At 70.7% G+C, this 25,007-nt stretch carries 20 protein-coding genes and 1 pseudogene (1 of these 21 only partly in view); 11 read left to right on the top strand and 10 right to left on the bottom strand.

Annotated elements, in window-relative coordinates; all coding sequences use genetic code 11:
- On the top strand, window positions 1-99 hold the final stretch of the coding sequence (locus ABIE45_RS14285; RefSeq protein WP_192711489.1) for a M23 family metallopeptidase. The gene continues 1,926 nt to the left of window position 1, outside the view; 99 of the gene's 2,025 nt are visible here — the last part of the coding sequence; the start codon falls outside the window, past its left edge; it ends in the stop codon at window positions 97-99.
- Window positions 100-114: 15 nt separating this feature from the next.
- On the opposite strand, the gene gluQRS is transcribed toward ABIE45_RS14285, so the two are convergent.
- Genes gluQRS through ABIE45_RS14270 form a run of 3 tightly spaced genes read right to left on the bottom strand, consistent with a single transcriptional unit; the run spans window position 115 to window position 3,344 of the window.
- Complete coding sequence (gene gluQRS / locus ABIE45_RS14280; RefSeq protein WP_373622347.1) at window positions 115-978, bottom strand: tRNA glutamyl-Q(34) synthetase GluQRS; 864 nt, start codon at window positions 976-978, stop codon at window positions 115-117.
- Entirely contained in the window at window positions 975-1,256 is a 282-nt protein-coding gene (locus ABIE45_RS14275; protein ID WP_192711487.1) for a hypothetical protein, read from the bottom strand. The genes gluQRS and ABIE45_RS14275 overlap by 4 nt, the downstream gene beginning before the upstream one ends.
- A gap of 48 nt (window positions 1,257-1,304) precedes the next feature.
- Window positions 1,305-3,344, bottom strand: coding sequence for an ATP-binding protein (locus tag ABIE45_RS14270; protein WP_192711486.1), 2,040 nt, complete (start codon window positions 3,342-3,344; stop codon window positions 1,305-1,307).
- A 250-nt stretch (window positions 3,345-3,594) separates the two neighbouring features.
- On the opposite strand from ABIE45_RS14270, the gene ABIE45_RS14265 reads away from it, so the two are divergent.
- Window positions 3,595-5,238: a GMC family oxidoreductase gene (locus ABIE45_RS14265; protein WP_192711485.1), complete on the top strand. Its 1,644-nt coding sequence runs from the start codon at window positions 3,595-3,597 to the stop codon at window positions 5,236-5,238.
- A gap of 1,447 nt (window positions 5,239-6,685) precedes the next feature.
- Window positions 6,686-7,624 carry a LysR family transcriptional regulator gene (locus tag ABIE45_RS14260; protein ID WP_192711484.1) on the top strand — a complete coding sequence of 313 codons (939 nt, stop codon included), beginning with the start codon at window positions 6,686-6,688 and terminating at the stop codon, window positions 7,622-7,624.
- Window positions 7,625-7,633: 9 nt separating this feature from the next.
- Here the strand turns inward: ABIE45_RS14260 and ABIE45_RS14255 are convergent, their stop codons facing one another.
- Window positions 7,634-9,124, bottom strand: coding sequence for a DUF2252 domain-containing protein (locus tag ABIE45_RS14255; RefSeq protein WP_192711483.1), 1,491 nt, complete (start codon window positions 9,122-9,124; stop codon window positions 7,634-7,636).
- A gap of 260 nt (window positions 9,125-9,384) precedes the next feature.
- Here ABIE45_RS14255 and ABIE45_RS14250 point away from each other — a divergent pair, with 260 nt between their 5' ends.
- From ABIE45_RS14250 to ABIE45_RS14225, 6 genes are all read left to right on the top strand, one after another.
- On the top strand, window positions 9,385-11,037 hold the full coding sequence (locus ABIE45_RS14250; protein WP_192711482.1) for an acetolactate synthase large subunit: 1,653 nt from the start codon (window positions 9,385-9,387) through the stop codon (window positions 11,035-11,037).
- A gap of 43 nt (window positions 11,038-11,080) precedes the next feature.
- Window positions 11,081-12,256, top strand: a complete 1,176-nt coding sequence (locus ABIE45_RS14245) for an iron-containing alcohol dehydrogenase (protein ID WP_192711481.1) — start codon at window positions 11,081-11,083, stop codon at window positions 12,254-12,256.
- A gap of 151 nt (window positions 12,257-12,407) precedes the next feature.
- Window positions 12,408-13,238, top strand: a complete 831-nt coding sequence (locus tag ABIE45_RS14240) for a poly(R)-hydroxyalkanoic acid synthase subunit PhaE (protein ID WP_192711480.1) — start codon at window positions 12,408-12,410, stop codon at window positions 13,236-13,238.
- The gene (gene phaC, locus ABIE45_RS14235) at window positions 13,231-14,361 is read left to right on the top strand and encodes a class III poly(R)-hydroxyalkanoic acid synthase subunit PhaC (RefSeq protein ID WP_192711479.1); all 1,131 of its coding nucleotides are present in this window, start codon (window positions 13,231-13,233) and stop codon (window positions 14,359-14,361) included. Before ABIE45_RS14240 ends, phaC begins: the two co-directional genes overlap by 8 nt.
- 24 nt (window positions 14,362-14,385) lie before the next feature.
- Window positions 14,386-16,398 carry an acyl CoA:acetate/3-ketoacid CoA transferase gene (locus ABIE45_RS14230; protein WP_192711478.1) on the top strand — a complete coding sequence of 671 codons (2,013 nt, stop codon included), beginning with the start codon at window positions 14,386-14,388 and terminating at the stop codon, window positions 16,396-16,398.
- Window positions 16,391-17,863: an NAD-dependent succinate-semialdehyde dehydrogenase gene (locus ABIE45_RS14225; RefSeq protein ID WP_192711477.1), complete on the top strand. Its 1,473-nt coding sequence runs from the start codon at window positions 16,391-16,393 to the stop codon at window positions 17,861-17,863. Before ABIE45_RS14230 ends, ABIE45_RS14225 begins: the two co-directional genes overlap by 8 nt.
- A gap of 238 nt (window positions 17,864-18,101) precedes the next feature.
- Here ABIE45_RS14225 and ABIE45_RS14220 read toward each other — a convergent pair whose 3' ends face one another.
- From ABIE45_RS14220 to ABIE45_RS14195, 6 genes are all read right to left on the bottom strand, one after another.
- Window positions 18,102-18,380, bottom strand: coding sequence for a hypothetical protein (locus ABIE45_RS14220; RefSeq protein ID WP_192711476.1), 279 nt, complete (start codon window positions 18,378-18,380; stop codon window positions 18,102-18,104).
- Between the two features lie 61 nt (window positions 18,381-18,441).
- Entirely contained in the window at window positions 18,442-19,368 is a 927-nt protein-coding gene (locus ABIE45_RS14215; RefSeq protein ID WP_192711475.1) for an HlyD family secretion protein, read from the bottom strand.
- Window positions 19,365-19,574, bottom strand: a complete 210-nt coding sequence (locus tag ABIE45_RS14210; protein WP_010683917.1) for a DUF1656 domain-containing protein — start codon at window positions 19,572-19,574, stop codon at window positions 19,365-19,367. The genes ABIE45_RS14215 and ABIE45_RS14210 overlap by 4 nt, the downstream gene beginning before the upstream one ends.
- Window positions 19,571-21,628 carry an FUSC family protein gene (locus ABIE45_RS14205; RefSeq protein WP_192711474.1) on the bottom strand — a complete coding sequence of 686 codons (2,058 nt, stop codon included), beginning with the start codon at window positions 21,626-21,628 and terminating at the stop codon, window positions 19,571-19,573. The genes ABIE45_RS14210 and ABIE45_RS14205 overlap by 4 nt, the downstream gene beginning before the upstream one ends.
- Window positions 21,625-22,110 carry a MarR family transcriptional regulator gene (locus ABIE45_RS14200; RefSeq protein WP_192711473.1) on the bottom strand — a complete coding sequence of 162 codons (486 nt, stop codon included), beginning with the start codon at window positions 22,108-22,110 and terminating at the stop codon, window positions 21,625-21,627. Before ABIE45_RS14200 ends, ABIE45_RS14205 begins: the two co-directional genes overlap by 4 nt.
- Before the next feature lie 436 nt (window positions 22,111-22,546).
- Window positions 22,547-23,206, bottom strand: a complete 660-nt coding sequence (locus ABIE45_RS14195; RefSeq protein ID WP_192711472.1) for a response regulator transcription factor — start codon at window positions 23,204-23,206, stop codon at window positions 22,547-22,549.
- 276 nt (window positions 23,207-23,482) lie between these two features.
- Between ABIE45_RS14195 and ABIE45_RS14190 the strand changes: the two are divergent.
- Both ABIE45_RS14190 and ABIE45_RS14185 read left to right on the top strand, forming a co-directional pair.
- Window positions 23,483-23,964, top strand: a pseudogene (locus ABIE45_RS14190) (4Fe-4S binding protein); the annotation flags it as partial.
- Complete coding sequence (locus ABIE45_RS14185) at window positions 23,961-24,938, top strand: FAD:protein FMN transferase (protein WP_192711471.1); 978 nt, start codon at window positions 23,961-23,963, stop codon at window positions 24,936-24,938. The pseudogene ABIE45_RS14190 and the gene ABIE45_RS14185, both read left to right, overlap by 4 nt.
- Window positions 24,939-25,007 lie beyond the last annotated feature (69 nt).

Raw genomic sequence — 25,007 nt, 5'->3', positions numbered from 1 at the left:
CTCGCCGAGTTCAAGCGTCAGCGCGAGCAGATCGACGCGACCATGCAGAAGTCCAAGAGCGCCACGGCACTCGCCCAGCGCGACGCGGTGGTGCGTTGAGCCGCAGCATTCGGATCAGGTGAAGCCGAGCCGTGCGCGGATCGCCTCGGGGGTCACTCCCGAGGCGCGGAGGTCCGCGAGAGATTGCGAGCCGCGCGACTTAGCGAGCTTCTCACCGGCGGGGTCGAGAAGCAGCGGGTGATGCCGATAGCGCGGCCCGGGAAGACCGAGCAGGCGCTGCAGCAGCACGTGGAGATCGGTGGCGGCCTCCAAGTCGCGGCCGCGGACGACGTGGGTGACCCCCTCCTCCGCATCGTCGTGGACCACCGACAGATGATAGCTCGTCGGCACGTCGCGCCGCGCGATGACCGCATCACCCCAGCGGGCCGGTTCGGCGGTGACTTGATAGGCGCCGGCCTCATCGAAGGCGGAATAGCCAGAGGGGCCGGGGGCTTCCCGCAGGGCGGCCGCCATGTCGAGGCGCCAGGTATGCGGCTCGCCGCGGGCGAGGCGGTCGGCCACCAATCCGGCTTCGAGCGTGCGGCAGGTTCCGGGATAGAGCGAAACGCCGTCCGGATCGCACGCGGTCGCGCCGCCGGCCGCGACCCGGGCCCGGATCTGCCCGCGCGAGCAGAAACAGGGATAGGCGAAGCCTCCCGCGATCAGGCGATCGAGCGCGGCCTTGTAGGACCCCATATGCTGCGACTGACGCCGCACCGGCTCCGGGTAGGTCAGCCCGAGCCAGGCGAGGTCTTCGACGATCGCCGCGATCAGCTCGGGCTTCGAGCGCTGCGGATCGATGTCCTCGATCCGCAGGCGGCACACGCCGCCCATCCTAGCAGCGAGATCGGCGTTGAGCAGCGCCGAATAGGCGTGGCCGAGATGGAGGCGACCGTTCGGGCTCGGTGCGAAACGAAGGAGCGGCGTTCCGGACCTCACCCGTCTTGATGGCGCAGGCAATGCGGAGTGGCGGGCTGGCAGGCGATCCCGGGAAGCGAGCAGGCCGGCCCCTCCGGGAGTCGCTGGCAGACCGTGCAGCCGTCGCTCCATTCGAGGCACGCCGGATCCTCGGCGGCCGAGCGCGGCGCCGGTGCGTGCCGGGCGGGCAGCAGCGCGCCGAGCAGTACGGTCGCGATCACGAGAATCGCCGTTCCCCACGCGGCGAGCGCGCCGCTCGATGAGCGCGGTGCGGGCGACGGGGCGGTGGCTGTCGACATGGAGATCCTGTTGGCGCGGGGTGTGCCCCGCTGTCAACGCGGGACCCGTCAGGCCGCGCGCGCCGTCCGGCGTTCCAGCAGAGCCGGAAGCAGTTTCACGTTGAGCGGCTTGGCCAGGAAGCCGTCGAACCCCGCTTCCCGGGCGGCGCGCTCGTCCTCCGGGCCGGCATTCGCCGTGAGTGCGACGAGATGGAGCCGATGGGTGTCGGGTGATTCGCATTCGGCGGCACGGATCCGGCGGGCGGTCTCGTGGCCGTCGAGGCGCGGCATCCGCACGTCGATCAGCGCGAGATCGAAGGGCCCGTCGGCGTTCAGCCTTTCCAGCGCCTGCACGCCGTCCATCGCGTGGACGACCTCGGCGCCGAGCCGCTCCAGCGCACGGGTCGCCAGGAGCGCGTTGATCGGGTTGTCTTCGGCCAGCAGGACTCGCAGGCCGGCACCGGACCGCAGGGCCGGCGCGGCGGGCGTCGTGGCGGTCTCCGACGAGGCGGGAAGCGCGAGCAGGCGCTCGAATAGGGATCGCGCCCGGACAGGCTTGATCAAGTAGCCGTCGAAGCCCGCGGCGCCCGGCGCACCGAAGCCGCGCCGGTCGAAGGGCGACAGCAGCACGAGGCTGCAGCGCACGCCGCAAGCGCGCGCCGCATCGGCGATCTGCCGTACCGCCGCGTCCCCGAGCGCCCGGTCCGCCAGCACGACGTCGAAGGCCGCGCCGGACAGGGCGTCGAGGCCGGATTCCAGGCTGTCCACGATCACGGTCGCGGCGCCGGCCCGGGACAGGCTGCGCGCGAGATAGGGAGCCTGGTAGGGTGAATCGGCGACGATCAGGCAGCGCTGGGCGTTCAGGCGCACGGCGGGACCACGTCTTCGCCGCTGGGCGCCGCGCGCGTCCGGCAGCGGCAGCGTCACCCGGAAGATCGAGCCGCGTCCCACCCGCGATTCCGCCTCGACGCGCCCGCCCATCCGGGTCACGAGACGCCGGGTGATGGCGAGACCCAGCCCGGTCCCTTCGTGGCTGCGGCTGGCGCTGCCATCACCCTGCTCGAACTCCTCGAACAGGATCGGCAGCCGATCCTCCGGAATGCCCGGACCGGTATCCGAGACCGCGATCACCACCTCCCCGTCACCCGCCTCGGAGCGCGTGAAGGTCAGGCTCACGCCGACGCCGCCGCGTTCCGTGAACTTGATGGCGTTGCCGGCGAGGTTGATCAGGATCTGCCGCACCCGGTCGGCGTCGCCCAGCAGGCTCGGGGGCACGTCCTCGGCGACGTCGAGGGCGATCTCGATACCCTTGTCCTGGGCGCGGGGCGCCAGCAGCTCGACCACGCCCTGGGCGAGCGCCGGCAGGTCGAAGGGCTCGGCCGCGAGATCGAGACGGCCGGCCTCGATCCGGGAGAAGTCGAGCACGCCGTCGATCAGGCCAAGCAGCGCCTGGCCGCTGGTCCGCACGGCCTCGACATAGGTGCGCTGTTCCGGATTGAGATCGGTCCCGAGGACGAGATCGGCCATTCCCAGGATGCCGTTGAGTGGCGTACGCATCTCGTGGCTGATGGTGGCCAGGAAGCGCGATTTCGCGACGCTTGCCGCCTCGGCCTTCTCCAGGGCGGCATCGCGGCTGCGGATCGCCTCAACGCGCGCCGTCACGTCCCGGCCGGCGCGCAGCCAGTGCATCGCGTCGCCGTGCGCCACCGGCATCTCCACGAAGGCGAACCAGCGGACCCGTCCGTCGACCGAGCGGACCTGCGCCTCCATGCGGCGCACGCCGTCCTCCCCGACCTCGACCGTGCCGCGCTCCAGGATCTCCAAATCGATCTGCGAGCCGAGCAGCGTGATCGGCTCGCGGCCGAGGAGCCGGGCGAAATCCTCGTTGGCGTAGGTGATGCGGCCGCTCGCATCCCGCTGGACGATGACCTCCGTGGTCGCCGCGACCAGGGCACGATAGCGGTCCTCGCTCTCGCTGATCCGCCAGAGGCGGTCGTGCATCCGCTCGGCCTCGTTCCCGTCGTCGGGCACACCGCGCGCCCGCCAGCGTCCCAGGGCGAGGGTCGCGGCGATCATGAGTGCCAGGACCAGCGCGATATCCTTGATCATCCGTGCCTCCCCGGCGGCAGGCCGGTTCGGTGCAGGATCGCAGGCGAAGCTGAAGGCGGCGTTGGGAAAGGCGCTTAACCGGCTGTTGCGGCATTCGCCGAATGCGGCGCGGCGGCCCTAGACCGGCCGCGGCCCAGGCGTATCTGCCGGAAACGCCGCCACAGCGCGATCCGAACAGCGGCTCGCGAGTTGCCTGCCAAGACCAAGGCCAGGACAAAGGCCAGGACAAAGGCCCGGACGGAGACCGCACATGCCCGGCGAGCATTATGACGTCATCATCGTCGGGTCCGGCCCGGGCGGCGGGACGATGGCGTGGCGCCTGGCCCAGACCGGCAAACGCATCCTGCTGATCGAGCGCGGCGACTATCTCCTGCGTGAGCCGCGGAACTGGGACAGCCAGGCCGTGATCGTCGACGGTTACTACCAGGCCAAGGAGACGTGGTACTCTTCGGACGGCAGCAGCTTCCATCCGGGGCTGCACTACTACGTCGGCGGGAACTCGAAGTTCTACGGCTCGGTCCTGTTCCGGCTGCGCGAGAAGGACTTCTCCGAGATCCGCCATCAGGACGGCATCGCGCCGGCCTGGCCGGTGGGCTACGACGAATTCGAGCCGTATTATCAAGCCGCGGAGGAACTGTTCCACGTCCACGGCCTGCGCGGTGAGGATCCCACCGAGCCGTGGTCGAACAAGCCCTACGCCCATCCGCCGGTCTCGCACGAGCCGCGGATCCAGGAGCTCTTCGACAATCTCAAGCAGGCCGGCCACCAGCCGTTCCACCTGCCGGTGGGCGTGCGGCTCGTCGAGAAGGATGGGCGGGCGGTCTCGACCTCGCCCTGCATCAAGTGCGAGTCCTTCGACGGCTTCCCCTGCCCAACCAACGGCAAGTCGGATGCGCAGACCATGGTGGTCGACCCCGCCCTGCGGGACTGCCCGAACCTCACGCTCCTCACCCGCACCTATATCGAGCGTCTCGTCACAGACGCCGCGGGCCGCACGGTGACGGGCGTGGTCGGCACCCGCGACGGCGATCCCTTCGAGGCCTCGGCCGACATCGTCGTGGTGGCCTGCGGCGCGCTGTCCTCGGCCCTGCTGCTGCTGCGCTCGGCGAGCGACCGGCACCCGAACGGCCTGGCCAATGGCTCGGACCAAGTCGGCCGCAACTACATGCGCCACAACAATTCGACGGTGCTGGCGATCTCGAAGACGCCGAACCCGACCCGGTTCCAGAAGACCCTCGGGCTCAACGACTTCTACTTCGGCGATCCGGATCCGAAGGACGATTGGGATTTCCCGCTCGGGCACATCCAGATGGTCGGCAAGTCCGACGGGGTCCAGATCCATGGCGAGGGCCTGCCGGGCTTCCTGCAATGGTTTCCCAACAAGCCCTTCGACTGGATCGCCAAGCATTCGGTGGATTTCTGGCTCACCTCGGAGGACATTCCTCTGGCCCAGAACCGGGTCTATTACCGGGACGGCAAGGTCCACCTCGATCTTACGGAGACGAACGTCGAGGCGCACAAGCGGCTGCGGCACAAGCTGCAGGAGATCTGCGCCTTCACCGATATCCATCCGCACCTGTTCGACCGCTCGCTCTATCTCGGCAAGAACGTCCCGATCGGCGGCACCGCGCACCAAGCCGGAACGCTCAGATTCGGAGTCGATTCCGCGAACTCCGTCCTCGACCGCAACTGCAAGACACACGAGCTCGACAATCTCTACGTGACCGACGCGAGCTTCTTCCCGTCGATCGGCGCCGTGAACCCGACCCTGACGATCATCGCCAACGCCCTGCGGGTGGCCGACCACCTCGTCCAGCGGATGGGCGCCCGGGACGAGATCGCACCGCCCCGGCTATTCGACCACACCGAGCCGCGCGAGCCTGTCCCGGCGTGATGCCTTCGGAGTTGGTCGGCAAGACCCGCCTGTGGGAGGGCCCGAGCCGCCTGCCGCCACGCCGTCATTCCGGGGCCGCGCAGCGGAGCCCGGGATCCAGAGCCGCCGCGGCGGCAGATCCTGCGACGACGCGTGTCTGGATTGCCCGCCTCCGGCGTGCCCCTCCGAGTCCGGGCTCGCCTGCGGCGCCCCGGAATGACGGCGCAGGGTGGGAAATCGGCAAAGCGTCCGGCAGGCAGGTTACCGCCCGCCATGCGCGATCGTCCCCGCGCGCCGTTCGGCGCCGGGGGCATGGCCCAAGAGACGAACACGCGGGACGCGGGACGCCGCGGGAACCCAGGTGTCGGCCAGTCAACGCGCGGGATCCGATCCCCGCGGCGCCCGCGGCATCGACCGGGCATGGTCCCCGGCCGGTGCCGTCTTTCTCGTCGCGGTGTCTCCGACGTCCCGGTCCTGCGCCGGCCTGCCAAGCGGTCTCGGGCGAGGCGCACGCGCCTCCGGAACCCGCTATCAATGCCGTGGCCTTCCAGCCGTGTGCCCGCCTCGTAGTGGGCGGATCCGCAGGGTGCGTAGGGTCGGCCCAGTGGCGGGTCGGCGCGGGGACATTTCGGCCCCCGCCGGGCAGACTGCCGCCCGGTCTCACGCCCGCCACCGAGACACGCCCCGTACCGGCACGCCGCCCGGGGCGATGGCGGCTGAGAGCCACCGACGCGGGCACCGCCCCGCGCCACGGACCCGCCCGGTCAGCCACCGGGCGGGCCCCGTCAAGGACGCCCCGGGATCGCTCCCGGGCCGCCGTGGGCAGGTGGCGGCTAATGAGCACAAAATAGGAACATTGTCAAGGGCGGAGCGTGCTCTTCGCCGCGTAGCTGTGTGCATAAACCCCCACCGTCGTTCCGGGGCGCCGCAGGCGAGCCCGGACCCGGAGGGGCACGCCGCAGGCGGGCAACCCAGACCCGCCGACGGCGCTAGGTCCTGCCGCGTCGGCGTGTCTGGATCCCGGGTTCCGCTGCGCGGCCCCGGGATGACGGGACGGCTTGCAGTGATGCGACGCTTTCCTCTCGGTGCGGCGCCCCGCATCGTCGTTCCGGGGCGCTGCAGGCGAGCCCGGACCCGGAGGAGCACGCCGCAGGCGGGCAACCCAGAGCCGCCGGGGGTGCAGGTCCTGGCGCGTCGGCGTGTCTGGATCCCGGGTTCCGCTGCGCGGCCCCGGGATGACGGGGCGGCTTGCGGTGATGCGGCGCTTCCCTCTCGGTCCTGCGTCCCGCACCGTCGTTCCGGGGCGCCGCAGGCGAGCCCGGAACCCAGAGACACCGGTGGTGCCGAGTGCTGGCGCGTCGGCGCGTCTGGATCTCGGGCGCCACTGCGCGGCCCCGGGATGACGGCGAGATGCAGACCGCCGCGTCTGCTATGTCGGGCGTCCGAGCCCTCATCGATCGCGACGCGCGTGGCCATCGACCATATCGACCTCACCCGGATCGACCTGAACCTGCTCGTCGCCCTCGACGCGCTGCTCGACGAGCGCAGCGTGACGCGGGCGGCCGCCCGGGTCGGCATCGGCCAATCGGCGATGAGCTCGAGCCTCGCCCGCCTCCGCCGCCTGTTCGACGATGAACTCCTGACCCGGGCGCCCGACGGGATGCGGCCGACGCCGCGCGCGCTCAAGATCGCCGAGCCCCTGCGCGCCACGCTCCGGCAAGTCCAGGCGCTGGTGCACCGGGAGGAGCGGTTCGATCCGAAGACCGTGGAGCGCAGCTTCACGGTCAGCCTGCCCGACAGTGTCGAGGTGCTGCTCGGGCCGCGGCTGATCGCGGAACTCCGCCGGGAGGCGCCCGGCATCCGGCTGCTGCTCCGCTCCGTTGACCGGGCGCGGATCCTCGACGAACTCGACGCAGACCGGGTCGATCTCGCCATCGGGTTGTTCTCGGAAGGGCAGATTCACCACAAGCAGCGGCTCCTCTACCGGGACAGCTACGTGGTCCTGTTCAACGCCGCGCTGATCGGGCTCCAGCCGCCGATCGGCCTCGACGATTACCTGCGCTTCCCCCACGTCCTGACCTCCCTGCGCGAGACCGCGCACGGGGTGGTGGACGACGCCCTCGCCCTGATCGGCCGGTCGCGGAGTCTCGCCGTGACGACACCGCGCTTCCTCGTCGTGCCGTTCCTGGTCCGCGCCGCGCCGGTGATCGCCACCATGCATGCCCGGCTCGCCACATCCTTCGCCAGCGCCCTGGCGCTCAGCGTCAGCCCGGTCCCGGTGCCGCTCGACGACGTGGCGGTCTCGATGCTCTGGCACGCGTCCTACGACCGCGATCCGGCCCACCGCTGGCTGCGCGACCTGCTGGTCCGGCTGGCTCACGAGCCGCCGGAGTTCGGCATCATCTGATGCGCAGCCTCATAGGCACGGGTCCTCGGCCGCCTCCAGGCGCCCGCTCGCGATGGCGTCGCGAAACAGGGCGTAATCCGCCGCGTTCCGCTCCGTGTAGGCGGCCGCCCAGTCGGCGATCGCGCCGCCGAGGTCGTGGTGCTTGCCGCTGCCGCAATAGCCGGTGATCGCCGCCGCGTCGCCGGTCCGGGCATGGGCCCGGGCGAGGAGCACCCCGTAGGCGTACGCGAAGGTCAGGAGCGAGACGCCGGACATGCGGGCCAGCGGGATCGCCCCCTTCAGGTTCTTCATCTGGCGCACGTAGTAGGGCCGGCCCGCGATGCTGGTCCAGCCGAGCAGCGGGTCGCCCACGGCCTGGAGCAGGCGCTGGCCGTAGATCACGCGCTCGCCCTCGTGACCGGCATAGGGCGCCGGCATGCCCGGCAGGTAAGGAGCATGGGCCGGGCGGACCGCTTCCTTGACCTGGAGGAAGAGCGCGTCCGCGTCGGAATTGCCGAACAGGAGCGCGACGTAGGCCCGGGTGCCGACGCTGCCGACACCGACGACGCGGTGGGCGACGTCGACGACGTGATAGCGGTCGAGCATGAAGCGCCGCTCGCGCGGCAGGGTCTCGGCATAGCGCTCCAGCCCCGTCACGATCCCGTCCCGCGTCGCATCGTCCACGGCTGTCAGGATCGGCGGGTCCACCTGCAGGCGCCAGCTGCCGTCGGTGCGCCGCTCGGCCAGCTGGCCGAGCAGGTTGCGGTTGTTGCGCCGCCGCGCCTTGTCCACCGCCCGCCGGACCACCCCCCGGGCCTCGGCATCCATCCGGATCCCGGTGAGTTGCGGGGTGTCGGCCCGCGTGGTCTGGTACCAGACGTCGAGGGAGCCCTGGGGCGCGAGGCGCCGCATCGTGTGCTGATAGCCGGCGACCACCTCCTTCACGGCGGCGCGGCGCTCGCTTCCCGGAACGCCGGCATCGGCAGTGGCGACCGCGATGCCGGCGGCGAGACGCTTCAGGTCCCATTCCCACGGGCCGATCGTGACCTCGTCGAAGTCGTTGAGGTCGAGGACGATGTCGCGCTGCGGCGTGCCGAACAGGCCGAAATTGTCGGGGTGCGCATCGCCGTTCATCACCACGTCGATGCCGCTGCGCGGCCCGCGCGAGAGGTCCCAGGCCATCACGTGGGCGGCCCCGCGCAGGAACGCGAACGGCGACGTCGCCATCCGGGCGACCCGCAGCGGGATCAGGTGCGGCTGCCGCCCCCGGTGCGCCGCCTCGATCAGCGCGATCGGATCGGGACGGTCCGGATCGGACGCGAGCGCGGCCTGCGCCGCGTGGGGAACCTCGCCGCGCAGCCGCTTGCCGGCGTGCCGGCGCTTGTCCCAGGACTCGACGCCGACCCGCAGGTCGATGCGCGGGAAATCCGCGATCGGTGCCAGCACCGGATCATCGGCCCCGTCGTCGGACTGGGCCTGACCGTGCGGCAGTTCAGTCCCGTTGCTCGCCGCCCGATCCATGACTTTCCGATCCCTTCAGGCGGGACAACCTTGACCGTGCCGCGCCGTTCCGAGATGCCGACAGTCTTGCACAGATAGCATCTGCCCGGCTCTGTGACTGTTCAGCCGTGACCGGGCCTTGACCACTCTCCGGGTGAGCCCTCTAACCGTTCGACTATTCGAGGGCGTCTGTCGTCCCGCGCCGTTCACGGTCTCGCGACCAGCGGGCCGGAACCGGGCCGGACGCCCGATCGGCCGCCGTTGCATCAGCGAGACGTCGCATGCCCAAGGGTTCAGATCTCCTCGTCGCCGCTCTCGAGAACGAGGGCGTCGATCGCATCTTCGGCATCCCCGGCGAGGAGAATCTCGATGTCGTCGAATCCCTGCGCAACTCCAAGATCGAGCTGGTCCTGACCCGTCACGAGCAGGCGGCGAGCTTCATGGCGGCCACCCACGGCCGCCTCACCGGCCGCCCCGGCGTCTGCCTCTCGACGCTGGGCCCGGGCGCCCTGAACTTCTCCACCGGCGCCGCCTACGCGCATCTCGGCGCCATGCCGATGATCATCATCACCGGCCAGAAGGGCATCCTGTCCTCGCGCCAGGCGAAGTTCCAGATCGTCGACGTGATCTCGTCGATGAAGCCGATCACCAAGATGGCCCGGCAGATCGTCTCGGCCTCCTCGATCCCCACCATCGTGCGCGACGCCTTCCGGGTCGCCACCGAGGAGCGGCCCGGCCCGGTGCTGCTGGAGCTGCCCGAGGACATCGCCTCCGAGGAGGCCGAGGCGGATCTGGTGCCCTCGCATCCGATCGACATCCCGGTCGCGCACCCGACCGCGATCGCGCGCGCCGCGGAGATGATCCTGAAGGCCAAGCGGCCGCTGATCATGCTGGGCGCCGCCGCGAGCCGCCCCCGCGCCACCGGCGAGCTCGGCGGCTTCGTGCAGCGCACCGGCATCCCGTTCTTCACCACCCAGATGGGTAAGGGCACCGTCGCGGGCGGGACCGACCTCTACATGGGCACCGCGGCGCTCTCGGAGCGCGACTATGTCCACGAGGCGATCGACAAGGCCGACCTGATCATCGCCATCGGTCACGACACGATCGAGAAGCCGCCCTTCTTCATGGGCCAGGCCGACCAGAAGGTCCTGCACATCAGCTACATGCCGGCCAACGTGGAGCAGGTCTACTACCCCGACGCCGAGGTGGTCGGCGATCTCGGCCCGACGCTGAAGCTGCTGGCCGACAAGCTCGACGGCAAGCTGCCCAACGCGGGCGCGCTGCTGCACCTGCGCGAGCACATCCTCAGCCATATCGGCGACCGGGCCGGCGAGGACCGCTTCCCGGTGACGCCGCAGCGCCTCGTGCGCGACGTGCGCCGGGTGATCCCGGAGGACGGAATCGTCTGCCTCGACAACGGGATGTACAAGATCTGGTTCGCCCGGAACTACCGCACCTACGTCGCCAACACGCTGCTCCTCGACAACGCGCTGGCCACGATGGGCGCGGGCCTGCCCTCGGCCATGATGGCGGCGATGCTCTACCCGAAGCGGCGCGTCATGGCGGTGTGCGGCGACGGCGGCTTCATGATGAACAGCCAGGAGATGGAGACCGCGGTCCGGCTCAAGCTCAACCTCGTGGTGCTGGTGCTCGACGACTCGGCCTACGGGATGATCCGCTGGAAGCAGGCGGTCGACAAGTTCGCCGATTACGGCATGACCTTCAACAACCCGGACTTCGTCCTTTACGCCAAGTCGTACGGGGCCACCGGCCACCGGGTCGAGTCGGTAAACGACCTCGTGCCGACCCTCGACCGCGCCTTCGCGGCCGGCGGGGTGCATCTCGTGGCGGTGCCGATCGACTATTCCGAGAACACCCGCGTGCTGGTCGACGAGCTGCGCGCCAAGGTGAAGGATTTCGAGCCCGCCGAGTGAGTTCGGCGTCGCAGTTGGGTCAGGATCAAGACAGGGCAGTGCGATGAACCCGTTCACCTTCCAGACCACGCCGAACGTGCTGTTCGAGGCCGGCGCCGCGAAGAAGCTGCCGGAGATCGTCGGCAGCTTCGGGGCCAAGCGCGTCCTGCTGGTCACCGACAAGGGCGTGCGTAGCGCCGGCCTCACCAAGGCCGCCGAGGCGGCGCTCGCGGAAGCCGGCGTCACCCTCGACGTCTACGAGGACGTGGTCGCCGACCCGCCCTCGACGGTGATCGAGGCGGCGGCCAAGCGCGCCCGCGAGCTCGGGACCGACCTCGTCCTGTCGATCGGCGGCGGCTCGGCGCTCGATACCGCCAAGCTGGTGGCCTATCTCGCCAAGTCCGACGAGCCGCTCGACGCGATCTACGGCGTCGGCCTCGCCAAGGGCGACCGCCTGCCGCTGATCCTCGTGCCGACCACCGCCGGCACCGGCTCGGAGGTGACGCCGATCTCGATCGTCACGACGCCGACGACCGAGAAGAAGGGTGTCGTCGCCCCGAAGCTCCTGCCCGACTGGGCGGTGCTCGACCCGGAGCTGACGCTCGGCCTGCCGTCCCACGTGACGGCGGCCACCGGCATCGACGCCATGGTCCACGCCATCGAGGCCTTCACTAGCAAGAACAAGAAGAACCCGATCTCCGACCAGCTCGCCAAGCAGGCGCTGGCGCTGCTCTCGGCCAACATCCGCACCGCCTGCACGGACGGGAAGAACCTCGAGGCGCGCTCGGGTATGCTGCTCGGCTCGATGCTGGCCGGCATGGCCTTCGCCAACGCGCCGGTGGCGGCGGTGCACGCCCTCGCCTACCCGGTGGGCGCGATCTTCCACGTGCCGCACGGGCTCTCGAATGCCCTGGTGCTGATGGGGGTGATGCGCTTCAACCTCTCGCACGCCGAGGCGCTGTACGCGGAGCTGGCGCCGATCCTCGACCCGGCCGCCGCGGATCTGCCTCAGCCTGAGGCCGCCAAGCGCTTCGTGGACAGCCTCGACGCGATCTGCCGCGACTGCAAGGTGCCGGCCTCGCTCGCCGAGGTCGGGGTCGCCCGGCAGGACCTGGAGCGCATGGCCACCGACGCGATGAAGCAGACGCGGCTCCTCGTGAACAACCCGCGCGAGGTCACCTACGACGACGCCTTCAAGATCTACGCCGAGGCCCTCGGGGAGGCGCGGCCGGCGGCGTGAACACGGGTCGCCGGCTCCGTCATCACGAGCGCAGCGAAGTGACCCAGGGTCGCGCGAGGTTGTCGAACGTAGCGCTGCTGGATTGCTTCGCTCCGCTCGCAAGGACGGAGGCGACGTTTTCAGCCTCGGCGATGTGAGGAGAAACGCCAGCATGGACCAGTTCGACGCGTTCCGGGCGATGAGCGAGTTCTGGACCCGGGCCGGCGCGGGCTTTTTCACCCAGGGCGCCGGGCAGGCCGCGCCCGGCTTCGGCTGGCCGACATTCCCGGGGGGCGACCTCGCGGATCTCGCCGCCGCCCAGGCCAAGCTGACCGAGGCCTGGACGGCCGCCACCGCCCTCTCGCAGACCCTCGCGAAATCCCTCCAGGTCGGCCCCGGCGCGCCGGACCCTACTGCCGGGGCGGTGCTCGCCAAAATCTTCGATCCGCAGGCCTGGCTCGGCGGCTCGGCCGAGTTCGACGCCGCCCTCACCCGCATGGCCGAGGGCCCGCAACTCGCCGACCTGTGGCAGACCGAGCGGCGTTACGCGGCCCTGTTCACCGCCTGGGCGACGCTCCGGCGGGCGCAGAGCGAGCACCAGGCCGTGATGCTCGACGCCTGGACCCGCGCCGCCGGGACCTTCGCCCATGAGGCCAATGCCCGTGCCGAAAACGGCGAGAGCTTCGCCTCCGCCCGCGAGATGATGAGCCGGTGGATCGAGACCGCCAACGCAGTCCTGCTGGAGGTCCAGCGCTCGGACAAATTCCTGGCCTCCCAGCGGGCCGTGCTCCGGGCCTCGACCGATCTGCGCCTCGCCCAGCAGGACGTCGCGGCCTTCCTGTCCGAGTTCTACGGCCAGCCGACCCGGGCCGAGCTCGACGACGTCCACAAGAGCCTGACCGAGCTGCGCCGGGAGGTCCGGGCGTTGCGCCGGGAGCGCCGGCAGGCCGGCAAGGTTGCGAAGGCGGGTGGTTCACAGGTCGGGGAGGAAGCCCATGGCTGATCAGGGAAGCCCGAAGGGGCCGGCCGCGCCGCTGAATCTCACCCCCGCCGCGTTGCTGGCCGAGGTCGGCACCCTCGGCCGCCGGATCAGCGAGGGGGCCAAGCTGTTCGCCGATGTCAGCGATGCGGATGTCGAGATCGCCACCACGCCGAAGGATCTGGTCTGGAGCCAGGACAAGGTCAGCCTCTATCGCTACCGGCCGCTCGCCGAGAGCAAGGGCCTCCCGCCGGTGCTGATCGTCTACGGCCTGATCGGCCGCTACACGATGGCCGACCTGCAGGAGGACCGTTCGCTCGTCCGCAACCTCCTGAAGCTCGGCCTCGACCTCTACGTGGTCGACTGGGGCAATCCGGGCCGGGCCGACCGCTACGTCACCATCGACGATTACGTGGACGGCTACCTCGCCGAGTGCGTCGCCTTCATCCAGGAGGCGGCCGGGCGGGAGACGGTCAGCCTGCTCGGCATCTGCGAGGGCGGCGTCTTCACCACCTGCTACGCGGCGCTCTACCCCGAGACCGTCAACGCGATGGTGCTGACCATCACGCCGATCGACTTCCACGCCGACACCCGGGAGAGCCGGGCCGGCCACGGCTTCATCAACGTCTGGACGCGCTCGCTCACGCCCGAGGATGTCGACCGGCTGATCGACGCGCAGGGCTCCCTGCCCGGCGCCTTCATGGGCTCGGTGTTCTCGATGATGACGCCGATGCGGACCATGACGAAGTACAACCTCGACCTGCTCGACGCCCTCGACGACAAGAAGAAGTTTTTGAACTTCCTCCGCATGGAGAAGTGGATCGCCGACCGGCCGGACCATCCCGGCGAGGCCGCCAAGCAGTGGCTGAAGGATCTCTATCAGGACAACAAGCTGGTCCAGAGCGCCTTCGAGCTCGGCGGCCGAAGAGTGGAACTGAAAGCCATCACCTGCCCGGTGCTGAACGTCTTCGCCCAGGACGACCACATCATCCCGCCGGCCACCTCGCAGGCGCTGAAGGATAAGATTGGCACCAGCGATTACACCGAGATGGGGCTGCCCGGCGGCCATGTGGGCGTGTTCGTCGGCGGCAAGGCACAGAAGCTGCTGGGCTCCGGCATCGTCGACTGGCTGGCCCAGCGGGGGTAGCGTGCAGTCTCGGGGGAGTGCCGCATGGGCAGCCTGAAGAACAAGATCGTCAGCGCCGACGAGGCCGCCGCCATCCTGCAGGACGGCGACATGGTGGCGGTGTCGGGCTTCGTCGGGATCGGCACGCCCGACGAGCTGATCTTGGCGCTTGCCCGCCGCTTCGAATCCGGCAACGGCCCGCACGGGATCGGCCTGATGTTCGCCGCCGCCCCCGGCGACGGCAAGGAGCGCGGTCTGAACAAGCTCGCGATTCCAGGCCTCGTCCGCCGCGTCGTCGGCGGCCACTGGGCGCTCGTGCCGAAGCTCGGCGCCATGGCGGTGGCGGGCGAGATCGAGGCCTACAACCTACCGCTCGGCGTGGTCTCGCACCTCTACCGCGAGATCGCCGCCCACACCCCCGGCCACATCACCAAGGTGGGCCTGCGCACCTTCGTCGACCCGCGGCTGGAGGGCGGCAAGCTCAACGCCGTCACGAAGGAAGACCTCGTCAGCGTGGTCGAGCTCGGCGGCGAATCCTGGCTCCACTACAAGGCCTTCCCGGTCAATGTCGCGCTGATCCGCGGCACCACGGCCGACCCGGCCGGTAACATCACCATGGAGCGCGAGGCGCTCACCCTCGACAACCTCGCCGCCGCCATGGCGGCGAAGAATTCCGGCGGCTTCGTCATCGCCCAGGTGGAGCGGCTGGCCGAGGCCGGCTCCCTCAACCCGCGCGAGGTGCAGGTCCCCGGCGTGCTGGTCGATTGCGTGGTCCTGAGCAGTCCCGAGAACCACCGCCAGACCTACGGCACGCCCTACAACCACGCCTTCACGGGCCGCCAGCGGGTGCCGCTCGACCGGATCGCCCCGATGGCGCTCGACACCCGCAAGGTCATCGCCCGGCGCTGCGCCTTCGAGCTGCCGCCGGGCGGCGTGGTCAATCTCGGCATCGGCATGCCCGAGGGCGTCGCGGCGGTCGCCGCCGAGGAGCGGGTGCTGAAATACCTGACGCTCACCGCCGAGCCGGGCGTGATCGGCGGCCTGCCGCAGGGCGGTCTGGATTTCGGCGCCGCCCTCAACCCGGCCGCTGTGCTGCACCAGAACCAGCAGTTCGACTTCTACGACGGCGGCGGCCTCGATCTCGCCTGCCTGGGCCTCGCCCAGTGCGACGCCGAGGGCAACGTCAACGTCAGCCGGTTCGGCACGCGGCTCGCGGGCGCGGGCGGCTTCATCAACATCTCGCAGAACGCCAAGAGCCTCGTCTTCGCCGGCACCTTCACGGCCGACGGCCTCAAGGTGGCGGTGGAGGACGGCGGCATCCGGATCCTCAGCGAGGGCCGCTCGCGGAAATTCGTCGCCGCTGTGGAGCAGGTGACCTTCTCGGGGGCCTACGCGGCCGAGCGCGGCCAGCCGGTGCTCTACGTGACCGAGCGTTGCGTGTTCCGGCGGACGCGGGCCGGCATGGAGTTGGTCGAGGTCGCGCCGGGCATCGACATCGCGCGCGACATCCTCGGGCAGATGGGCTTCACCCCGATCGTGCAGGATCCGCAGCCGATGGATCCGCGCCTGTTCCGCGAGTCCGTGATGGCTCTGGAGCCCTGGCTGCTGGGCCTCTCGCTGTCGGAGCGGATCAGCTACGACCCCGAGCGCAACATCCTGTTCTCGAACCTCGAAGGTTTCCAGGTCCGGACCATCGACGACGTCGAGCTTGTGCGCCGCGAATACGAGCGCGCCTGCCAGGAGATCGGCCGCAAGGTCCACCTGATCGCCAACTACGACGGCTTCGAGATCGATCCGACGGTGAGCGACGCCTACTTCTCGGCGATCGCCTATCTCGAAAACCGCTATTACGAGACCGCGTCCCGGTATACCACGAGCGCGTTCTTGCGATTGAAACTCGGCGCCTCGTTGGCGAGCCGCGACCTGGCTCCCCATGTCTTCGAGACAAAAGCCGAGGCGCAGGCGAGGAATACGGCCCAGAGCGTGCCTCTCAAGCCGCGGTCCGGCATGTCTCAGCCCGACATGCCGCGGCCGCCGAAGGAACCGTTGGATGCCTGAGTTCGAGACCCTCTCCCTGAAGGACCGCGCCCTGCTGGTCGATGCCTGCCTGATCGGCGGCGCATGGTCGAAGGCCGGTTCCGGCAGCATCGACGTCACCAACCCGGCGACCGGGGCGCTGATCGCCAAGGTGCCGAATGCCGGCGCCGACGAGACCCGGCAGGCCATCCAGGCGGCGCACGCGGCCTACCCGGCGTGGCGCGCCAAGACCGCCAACGAGCGCGCCGTGCTGCTGCGCAAGCTCGCGGCGCTCGTGACCGAGCATCAGGAAGATCTGGCGCAGATCCTCACCGCCGAGCAGGGCAAGTCGCTGACCGAATCCCGTGGCGAGGTCGCCATGTCGGCCGCCTACGTGCTGTGGTTCGCGGAAGAAGCGCGCCGCGTCTACGGCGACGTGGTCCCCTCCCCCTGGGGCGACCGCAAGATCCTCGTCACCAAGGAGCCGGTCGGCGTGGTGGCGGCGATCACGCCGTGGAACTTCCCGTCCTCGATGATCGCCCGCAAGATCGCTCCGGCTCTGGCCGCCGGCTGCCCGATCGTGATCAAGCCCGCCTCGCAGACCCCGCTCTCGGGCCTCGCCTGGGGCGTGCTGTGCGAGCGCGCCGGCTTCCCAGCCGGCACGGTCTCGATCCTCACCGGCTCGGCCCGCGCCATCGGCGCCGAGATGACCGGCAACCCGCTCGTCAAGAAGATCACGTTCACGGGCTCCACCGAGGTCGGCAAGGTGCTGCTGGAGCAGGCCGCCCACACGGTGAAGAAGGTGTCGATGGAGCTGGGCGGCAACGCGCCGTTCATCGTGTTCGACGACGCGGACCTCGACAAGGCGGTCGCCGGCGCGATGCTCGCCAAGTACCGCAACTCCGGCCAGACCTGCATCTGCACCAACCGCTTCCTGGTGCAGGACGGGATCTACGACGCCTTCGCGGAGAAGATGGCCGAGGCGGCCAACCGCCTGAAGGTCGGCAACGGCGTCGAGGACGGCGTCGCCCAGGGGCCGCTGATCGACATGGCGGCCGTGGAGAAGACCGAGGCCCATATCCGCGACGCCGTCGAGAAGGGCGGCCGGGTGGTGGCGGGCGGTCACCGCCACGCGCTGGGTGGCCAGTTCTTCGAGCCGACGGTGATCACCGGCGCCACGCCCGCCATGGCGGTGGCCCGGGAGGAGACCTTCGGGCCGCTGGCGCCGCTGTTCCGCTTCCGCGACGAGGCGGAGGCGATCCGCATGGCCAACGACACGGAGTACGGGCTCGCCTGCTACTTCTACACCCGCGACCTCGGCCGCACGTTCCGGGTCGCGGAGGCGCTGGAATACGGCATGGTCGGCATCAACGAGGGCATCATCACCACCGAGGTGGCGCCCTTCGGCGGCGTGAAGGAATCCGGCCTCGGCCGCGAGGGCTCGTATCAGGGCATCGAGGATTACCTGAACACCAAGTACCTGTGCGTGGGCGGGCTGGGGGCGTAGGGGCCGCGTTCACGATGACCCGCCGGGGACCTGACGGGTGCTCTCACTGCGGGCAACCGGGTTCACACACCTTGGCCTGGCACTGATGCCTTGAGAGAAGGGCGCTTTTCCCTCCCCCTTGTGGGGAGGGGTCAGGGGTGGGGGTGGTGCAGACCGCACCGCACCGCTCGATCCTGCCCCACCCCCACCTCCAACTCCTCCCCACAAGGGGGAGGAGAGCGGGTGCGGTGCCTGCAGCCTACCGGCCGCTTGGCGCCGCACCGCTGCCCGTGGTCCCATTGCCCGAGCTGCTGCCGGCGGGCGCGCCGGGGGTGCTGACACGCGGGCCGCCGCTGGTGCCGGGCGCCATGCCGGTGCCGGTGGAGCCGGTGCTCTCCATCGTCCCGGTCCCGCCCACCGCGCCGGACTTGTTGACGTTGCCCTGGTTGGCGCCGCCGGTCTGCGGTGCCTGGGCCAGCGCCGCGCCGGACGTGGCGAGCACCAGGGACGTGGCGAGGGCGAGGATGGTCTTCGACATGAGGGCTCCTGAACCGTCGGAATGACGTCGTTTCAGGCCAACCCGGGGGTGCGGGGATGGTTCAGCGGGCGAGCGCCTCGCGCCAGGCCGTCCAGGGCCAGCGCAGGGGCTCCCCGCCCGCGGCCGGGGCGATCGAGACCGTCGCGGTTCGACCGCTCACCAGCCGCGGATCCGCGGTGCCGCCGTCGAGGGTGATCCGCACCGGAATGCGCTGGGCGAGGCGCACCCACGAGAAGGTCGGGTTAACGTTGGCCAGAAGGTTGGTCGCGTCGCTGCGGCCGGTCTCGCCGATGCCGCCGGCGATGCTCGCCACACGGCCCATGAGCACGCCGTCCTCACCCATCAGCTGGACGCTGACCGGCGCGCCGACGCGGATGCGCGGCAGCTTGGTCTCCTCGAAATAGCCCTCGATCCGGACGGTGTCGCGGTCGATCAGCGCCATGACACCACGGCCGGTGGTGACGTAGGCGCCCGGCCGCAGCTCCATGTTGGTGATCCGGCCGTTGACCGAGGCCCGCACCGCCGAGCGCTCCAGGTTGAGCTTGGCGAGGTCGCGATCCGCCACCGCCTGCTCGTACGCGGCTTGGGCCGAGAGGTCGGCCGCCTTGGCCGCTTCGACCTTCTGCTGCGACACCGCCGCGTCGCTGAGCTTGCTGTAGCGGGCGTAGTCGGCCGCATTCTGCTCGGCGGTGGCCTTCCGGCCCTGGACCATCGCCTCCGCCTGCCGCAGCCCGAGGCGGAACCGGTCCGGATCGATCCGGAACAGGACGTCGCCCTTCCGCACGACCTGGTTGTCCTCCACCAGCACCTCCGTGACGAGGCCGGACACGTCCGGGGCCACCGCCACCACGTCGGCGCGCACGCGCCCGTCCCGGGTCCAGGGGGCGTCCATGTAGTAGTCCCACAGGCCGAGGCCGACGATCAGCGCCGCGGCGACCATGCCGAGGGTGACCACGAGGCGGCCGAGGACGGAGAACAGGGCGGTCATTGCAGGGTCCGATGGGCGAGGGTCACGACGCCGCCGAGCAGGACGACGTAGAGGGCGAGGTCGAAGAGCGGCCGGTGCCAGACGAGGCGGTAGAAGCCGGTCGCCGCGAGGAGGCGGCGCAGCGGCAGGCTGAGCGCGAAGGCCAGGGCCATCCAGAGGGCGAGGCCCGGCACGAACACGCCGTAGAGGTCGATCTCGCCCATCATGCCGCCATCTCCCGATCGCCCGGCTGCGGCGCCGCCTCCCGATAGGCCGGCGCGTCCGGGAAGAGCCCGCGGCGCAGGCCTGTCAGGCCGATCAGGGCGGCCCTGCGCTCCGGCGAGAGAGCCGCGCCCGCGACGGCATCGAGGCTGTCGTCCAGGGCGGCCAGGAGATCGATGTCCGGCTCCCTGGCCTGCCTGCGCAGCTGGCGCGCCGCCAGAGCCAGGGCGTGATCGATCGACACGCGCGCGACGCCCGAAAGCCGCCGGCGCACCCGCCGGAGCTCCACGAGGTTGATGCCCACCCGCACGTCGGCCAGGAGATCGCCCATCGCGGCCGCGGTCTCGGCGGGCAGCACCGCGAGGCGGGGGGCGATGAGGCCGATGCGGTCGAGCATCAGGGCCGCGAGCTCGAGCCCGTGCCCGGTGCCGCGCCCGTCCGCCGCCGCGGCGAGGCTGCGCCGGTTGATGCGCACGAGCCGCCGGGCGCTCCGACCGGCGCCGATCGAGCGGATCAGCCGGGTCACCACGGCGCCCACCCACATGCCGACCACCGAGGCGACCACCGAATTGGCGAAGGGCGCGAACTCGCCGCTGTAGCCGTTCTGCAGCGCCAGCATGGTCGCACCGTTGAGGGCCGCGCCCATTCCCATCGGGGTGAACCGGGGCTGCGTCATCGCCAGCCCGCACAGGATCAGCGCCGGCGCGAGCGCGAGCGCGAGCATCTCGAACGTGGTCACCAGCGGCAGGACCGCGAACAGGTAGAAGCCCGCCGCCAGGGCGCCGACGAGTGCCGAGTTGGTGAAGCCGAGGATCTGCGGGGTGGGGTCGTCCTGGGTGGCGAAGAGGCAGCAGGCGACGGCCCCCATCATCGGCGCCGCGGATCCGTCGGGCCAGCCGGTCGCGATCCAGATGGCGCAGCAGACCAGCAGGCCGACGAATACCCCGAAGGCCGAGAACGCCGCCAATCCGTGATCGCGATGGCGGATCCCGCGCACGCGGGCCGTGTAGGCGAAGGCGAGCGGCGCCGCCGGTGCCGTGCCGGCGGCGAGATGTCCGCGGAGCACGCGCAGGTCCTGGCGCAGGTCGATGATATCGCGCAGACGCACCGAGAGGCTCGCCAGCAGCAGCGTGGCCCAATCCGGGTTCTGCCCGAGTGCGGGCTCGAACTCATCGACCCGGCGACGCAGCCGCGCGGCCGTCTCCGGATCGTCGTCCTCGCCGGCCAGCCAGACGGCGAGGTCCGACAGCAAGGCGCGGACCCGGGACGGGAGCGCCCCGGCCCGCTCCAGCGTCGCCACGCGGTCGGCGACCGCGGCCACGATCGGCAAGACCATCAGCATGTGCTGCCGGAGCGGTGCGAAGGCTTGCGCGGCACGCTCCGCACCCGTGGCTTCGTTGCGGAGCGCGAGGCCGAGGGCGTCGAGCCCGATCGCGTCCGAAGCCAGCCGCAGGCGCACACCCTTGCTCTGGCCGGTGCTGCCGGCATCCGGCGCCCGGGCCGCCGCGAGAGCGCCCTGCGTCCAGGTCCGGGCCTCGGCGAGCCACAGGTTCAGCCGCTCGACGATCACCGGGGCCGCCGATTGCGGCAGCACCAGCGTGGCGACGAGGCTGGCGCACAGGATCCCCAGCGAGATCTCCTCGGCGCGCGCCACCGCGGTGTCGAAGATCGCGCCGGGATCGTCCACCGCCGGGAAGCCGATCAGCGCGGCCGTGTAGCCGGCGAGCATCGGCAGGTAGCTCGCGGGCGTGCGGTCGAGGAGCGAGACGTAGAGGCACAGTGCGACCCAGAGCGCCACCGCGAGGCTCAGCAGAATCGGCTCGTTGACGAGGTTCGGCACCAGCACGACGCTCACCGCCGCGCCGAGTCCGGTGCCGCAGAGGCGGTAGACGGCCTTGGAGCGGGTCGCGCCGGAGAGAACCTGGCTGGTGATGTAGACGGTGCCGAGCGCCCAGTACGGCCGCGGCAGGTCGATCCAGAGCGCCAGGAACAGGGCGAGCATCGCCGCCGCGTAGGTCTTCAGCGCGAAGGCCCAGTCACGCCATCCGGGAAGGGTCACGAGGCCGGCTCCCATTCGGGCTCGGCGGCCGCGCGGCCGTAGCGCTGAAGCGCCGCGAACACCCGGAGGCTCGCTTCGAGATCGGCGCCATCGACCTCGGCGAAGACACGCGCGCGCAGGGTCGAGAGTTCGGCCTCGATCCGCTCAAAGACCTGCCGGCCGCGCTGGGTCAGGCCCAGCACTTTGGCGCGCCGGTCCGACGGATCCTCGCGACGCACCACCAGCCCGGCGGCGGCGAGCTGGTCGATGAGGCGGACCAGGGAGGGGCCCTCGATGCCGACGGCTTCCGCCAGGACGTTCTGGCGCGGCTCCTCGCCCATCCGGCCGATGATGATCAGCGGGTGCGCGCTCGCATCGGACAGGCCGTGCGCTTCCGCAACGGTGTTGGCCGCGCGGCGCCAGTGGCGTCCGGTCGTCAGGAGGGCGTGGGTACAGGCCTGCTGGAGCTGTTCGCGCGTCTTCGGATCGTCGATGCCGGGCATTGGCCAAATCCATCGCCGCGAGGATCCGGCGAGAGGCAGGATTCATCGGCTCGCATGCTGATAGATAGCATCATATCAATTTGGACAGAGGGACAACTTGAGGCGACAGGGTTGCGGGAGACGAATGGGTTCGCCTCATCTCTCAAGGCGTAGCATCAATGGAAAGCGGAGAGCGTCTGGCACCGCACCGTCATTCCGGGGCGCCGCAGGCGAGCCCGGAATCCAGAGCCGCAGGTTCCGCCAAGGTTAGCCACATCGGCGGCTCTGGACTCCGGGCTCCGCTACGCGGCCCCGGAATGACGGTGCGACGGCCGCGCACCTTCGCGAACGGTATGAACGCCTTATCCGTAAGCCGCCGATCCGCGCTCGTGGGTCTTGGCTCGCTCAGGCACGGCGGACGCCCTATCCGCACCGGGACCGCGCGTCGGCCGCGGCGTCACGCCGGATGCGTGTTGTGGATCTGGTCGAAATCCAGGGACGCCGTATCGATCACGACCTGCGTCCGGCTGATCACCTCGAGCTTGCGCAGGATCTCGGAGACGTGGGCCTTCACGGTCGAATCGCCGACCTGGAGCTCGTGAGCGATCTGCTTGTTGAGCTTGCCCTGCCGGATCATCATCAGAACCCGCAGCTGCTGCGGGGTGAGCCGGGCGAGGCGCTCCGGCAGCGGTGCCTTCTTGCTCCGCGGCGCGGGCGCGCTCGCCTCGGCCAGCCCCGGTGGCAGGAACAGGGCGCCGCTCATCACCTCGGTGATCGCCCGGGTGAGCGTCGCCTTGTCCATGGCCTTCGGGACGAAGCCGGCCGCGCCGTGCTGCAGGGCCTCGCGGACGATGCGCGGATCCTCGTGGCCGGAGACGATCAGGATCGGGATGCGCGGAAAACTCGCCCGGATGGTGATCAGCCCGTCGAAGCCGGTGACGCCCCGCATCGACAGGTCGAGGAGCGTCAGGTCGATGCCGCGGTTGGCCGACAGCACCGCGCAGGCCGCCTCGATCCCGTCGGCCTCGTGCAGCACCGCGTCGGGATGCGCGAGGCGGATCGTGGCCGCCAGGGCGTCGCGGAACAGCGGGTGGTCGTCGACGATCAGGAGATGCACGGAGACCTCGGTCCTTCGCTCGAGATCCTCACGGGATCCGCCGAACACGCGGGCGGGAGGTCCGAAGGTGATCGATGCGGCCCCAGGGCGCAAGCGGGTGTTGAGACGACCGCCCTGCCCCGGAGCCTGGGCGTGCCGGCCCGTGTAGGCCGGCACGCTTCCTGTTGAGCGCCTTCAGCGCGACGCCACCGTCTTCGGCAGCTTGAACACCCAGAAGCTGCCGCCCTGGTTGATGCCGGCGGTGGACTGGGCGACCTCGCCGCCCCAGAGTGGCACCGCGCCGCCCCAGCCGGCCGTGACGCCGACCCACTGCTCGCCGTCCTGCTCTACGATCCGCCCTCGCTGCTCTGGGCCTTCACGTTCGCCGCGCTTTTGGTCTGGGGTCGCGGCACCTTCTGCGGCTGGCTCTGCCCCTTCGGCGCCCTGCAGGAATTCGTTGCCCTGCTGTCGCGGCCGCTGCGCATCCGGCCAGCTTCTGCCGCTACCTGTGCCCGCTCGGCGCCACCCTCGCCCTGCTCGGGCGCGTGCGGGTGCTCGACTGGATCCCGCGCCGGGCCGAGTGCGGATCGCCCTGCCAGCTCTGCAAGGTCCGCTACCGCTACGGCGCCATCGCCCCGTCCGGCCGCATCGATTATCCCGAGTGCTTCCAGTGCATGGACTGCGTCACGATCATCCAGGATCCCGCGCAGTGCGTGCCGCAGGTGATCGCATGCAAGCGGACGCGCCGGGCGGCCCCGCAGCCGGTTCCGGTCGCATGAGTCCGCACTTTCCGCGTGATCCGGCGCGCCGGCACATCCTTGTCGGAGCCGCGGGCGTCGCCGGGGCCGCGGGGCTCGCGGCCTTCCGGGCCGCCGCGGCCATCCGGGGACTAACGCTCCGGACGCGCGCGGGTCTCGCCTTCGGCACCACCGTGGCGCTCACCGCGGCCGGTCCGGACGCCACTATGGTCGAAGCCGCGTTGACGGATGGCTTCGCGGCCCTGCGTGCCGTTGAGCAAGCCGCCAGCCTGTTCCGCCCCGACAGCGCCCTCGCGCGGCTCAACCGCGACGGCGTCCTGACGGCGCCCGATCCGCACCTCGTCGCACTGCTGCGCTTCGCCCTTGCCCTCGCGGCCGAAACCGGCGGCGCGTTCGATCCAGCGGTGCAATCCCTCTGGCCGGTCTGGGCGGGTGCGGCCGCCCGGGGCGCGAGGCCGGACGACCGGGCGGTCGCGGCCGCCCTCCACCAAGTCGGGTGGCATCGCGTCGGCCTCGAACCGGACCGGATCATCCTGGAGCCGGGCACGGCCCTGACCCTGAACGCCCTGATTCAGGGCTACGCCGCCGACAGGGTGATGGCGGCGCTCCTGGCGCGCGGCATCGACGACGCGTTCGTGGATACCGGCGAGTTCGGCGCCTCGGGGGCGCATCCCGACGGCACGCCGTGGCGCCTGGGCCTCGCCGATCCCCGCGATCCCGTCGCACTCGCCGCCGTGATCGCGCCGTTCGCGGGCTTCGCCGCGACCTCCGGCGACTACAACATGAGCTTCTCGGACGACCGGGCGGACCACCACATCTTCGATCCGGCCACCGGCCACTCACCGCGCTACTTCTCGTCCGTCACCGTGACGGCGCCGTCGGGGCTCCTGGCGGACGGCCTGTCGACCGCCTGCATGGTGCTCGGGCGCGAAGGCGGGACGCGGCTCGTCGGCGCTCATGCGGGCTGCGCCGTCCGCTTCACCGATAAGGCCTGACGGCCCACGAGGCGCCGTCCGCCGCGCACCGGCATTCCGGGGCCGCGTAGCGGAGCCCGGAATCCAGAT

It is taken from the genome of Methylobacterium sp. OAE515 (assembly GCF_041806315.1).
GTDB lineage: Bacteria > Pseudomonadota > Alphaproteobacteria > Rhizobiales > Beijerinckiaceae > Methylobacterium > Methylobacterium tardum.
Note: the sequence above shows the minus strand (reverse complement) of the source record. Positions and strands in the feature narration are given on the sequence as shown.

What these genes read in the sequence shown, in the direction of transcription:
- ABIE45_RS14275 (WP_192711487.1), bottom strand. Translation starts at nt 1,256, where the DNA reads ATGTCGACAGCCACCGCCCCGTCGCCCGCACCGCGCTCATCGAGCGGC.
- ABIE45_RS14270 (WP_192711486.1), bottom strand. Translation starts at nt 3,344, where the DNA reads ATGATCAAGGATATCGCGCTGGTCCTGGCACTCATGATCGCCGCGACC.
- ABIE45_RS14265 (WP_192711485.1), top strand. Translation starts at nt 3,595, where the DNA reads ATGCCCGGCGAGCATTATGACGTCATCATCGTCGGGTCCGGCCCGGGC.
- ABIE45_RS14255 (WP_192711483.1), bottom strand. Translation starts at nt 9,124, where the DNA reads ATGGATCGGGCGGCGAGCAACGGGACTGAACTGCCGCACGGTCAGGCC.
- ABIE45_RS14250 (WP_192711482.1), top strand. Translation starts at nt 9,385, where the DNA reads ATGCCCAAGGGTTCAGATCTCCTCGTCGCCGCTCTCGAGAACGAGGGC.
- ABIE45_RS14245 (WP_192711481.1), top strand. Translation starts at nt 11,081, where the DNA reads ATGAACCCGTTCACCTTCCAGACCACGCCGAACGTGCTGTTCGAGGCC.
- ABIE45_RS14240 (WP_192711480.1), top strand. Translation starts at nt 12,408, where the DNA reads ATGGACCAGTTCGACGCGTTCCGGGCGATGAGCGAGTTCTGGACCCGG.
- phaC (WP_192711479.1), top strand. Translation starts at nt 13,231, where the DNA reads ATGGCTGATCAGGGAAGCCCGAAGGGGCCGGCCGCGCCGCTGAATCTC.
- ABIE45_RS14230 (WP_192711478.1), top strand. Translation starts at nt 14,386, where the DNA reads ATGGGCAGCCTGAAGAACAAGATCGTCAGCGCCGACGAGGCCGCCGCC.
- ABIE45_RS14225 (WP_192711477.1), top strand. Translation starts at nt 16,391, where the DNA reads ATGCCTGAGTTCGAGACCCTCTCCCTGAAGGACCGCGCCCTGCTGGTC.
- ABIE45_RS14220 (WP_192711476.1), bottom strand. Translation starts at nt 18,380, where the DNA reads ATGTCGAAGACCATCCTCGCCCTCGCCACGTCCCTGGTGCTCGCCACG.
- ABIE45_RS14215 (WP_192711475.1), bottom strand. Translation starts at nt 19,368, where the DNA reads ATGACCGCCCTGTTCTCCGTCCTCGGCCGCCTCGTGGTCACCCTCGGC.
- ABIE45_RS14210 (WP_010683917.1), bottom strand. Translation starts at nt 19,574, where the DNA reads ATGATGGGCGAGATCGACCTCTACGGCGTGTTCGTGCCGGGCCTCGCC.
- ABIE45_RS14200 (WP_192711473.1), bottom strand. Translation starts at nt 22,110, where the DNA reads ATGCCCGGCATCGACGATCCGAAGACGCGCGAACAGCTCCAGCAGGCC.
- ABIE45_RS14185 (WP_192711471.1), top strand. Translation starts at nt 23,961, where the DNA reads ATGAGTCCGCACTTTCCGCGTGATCCGGCGCGCCGGCACATCCTTGTC.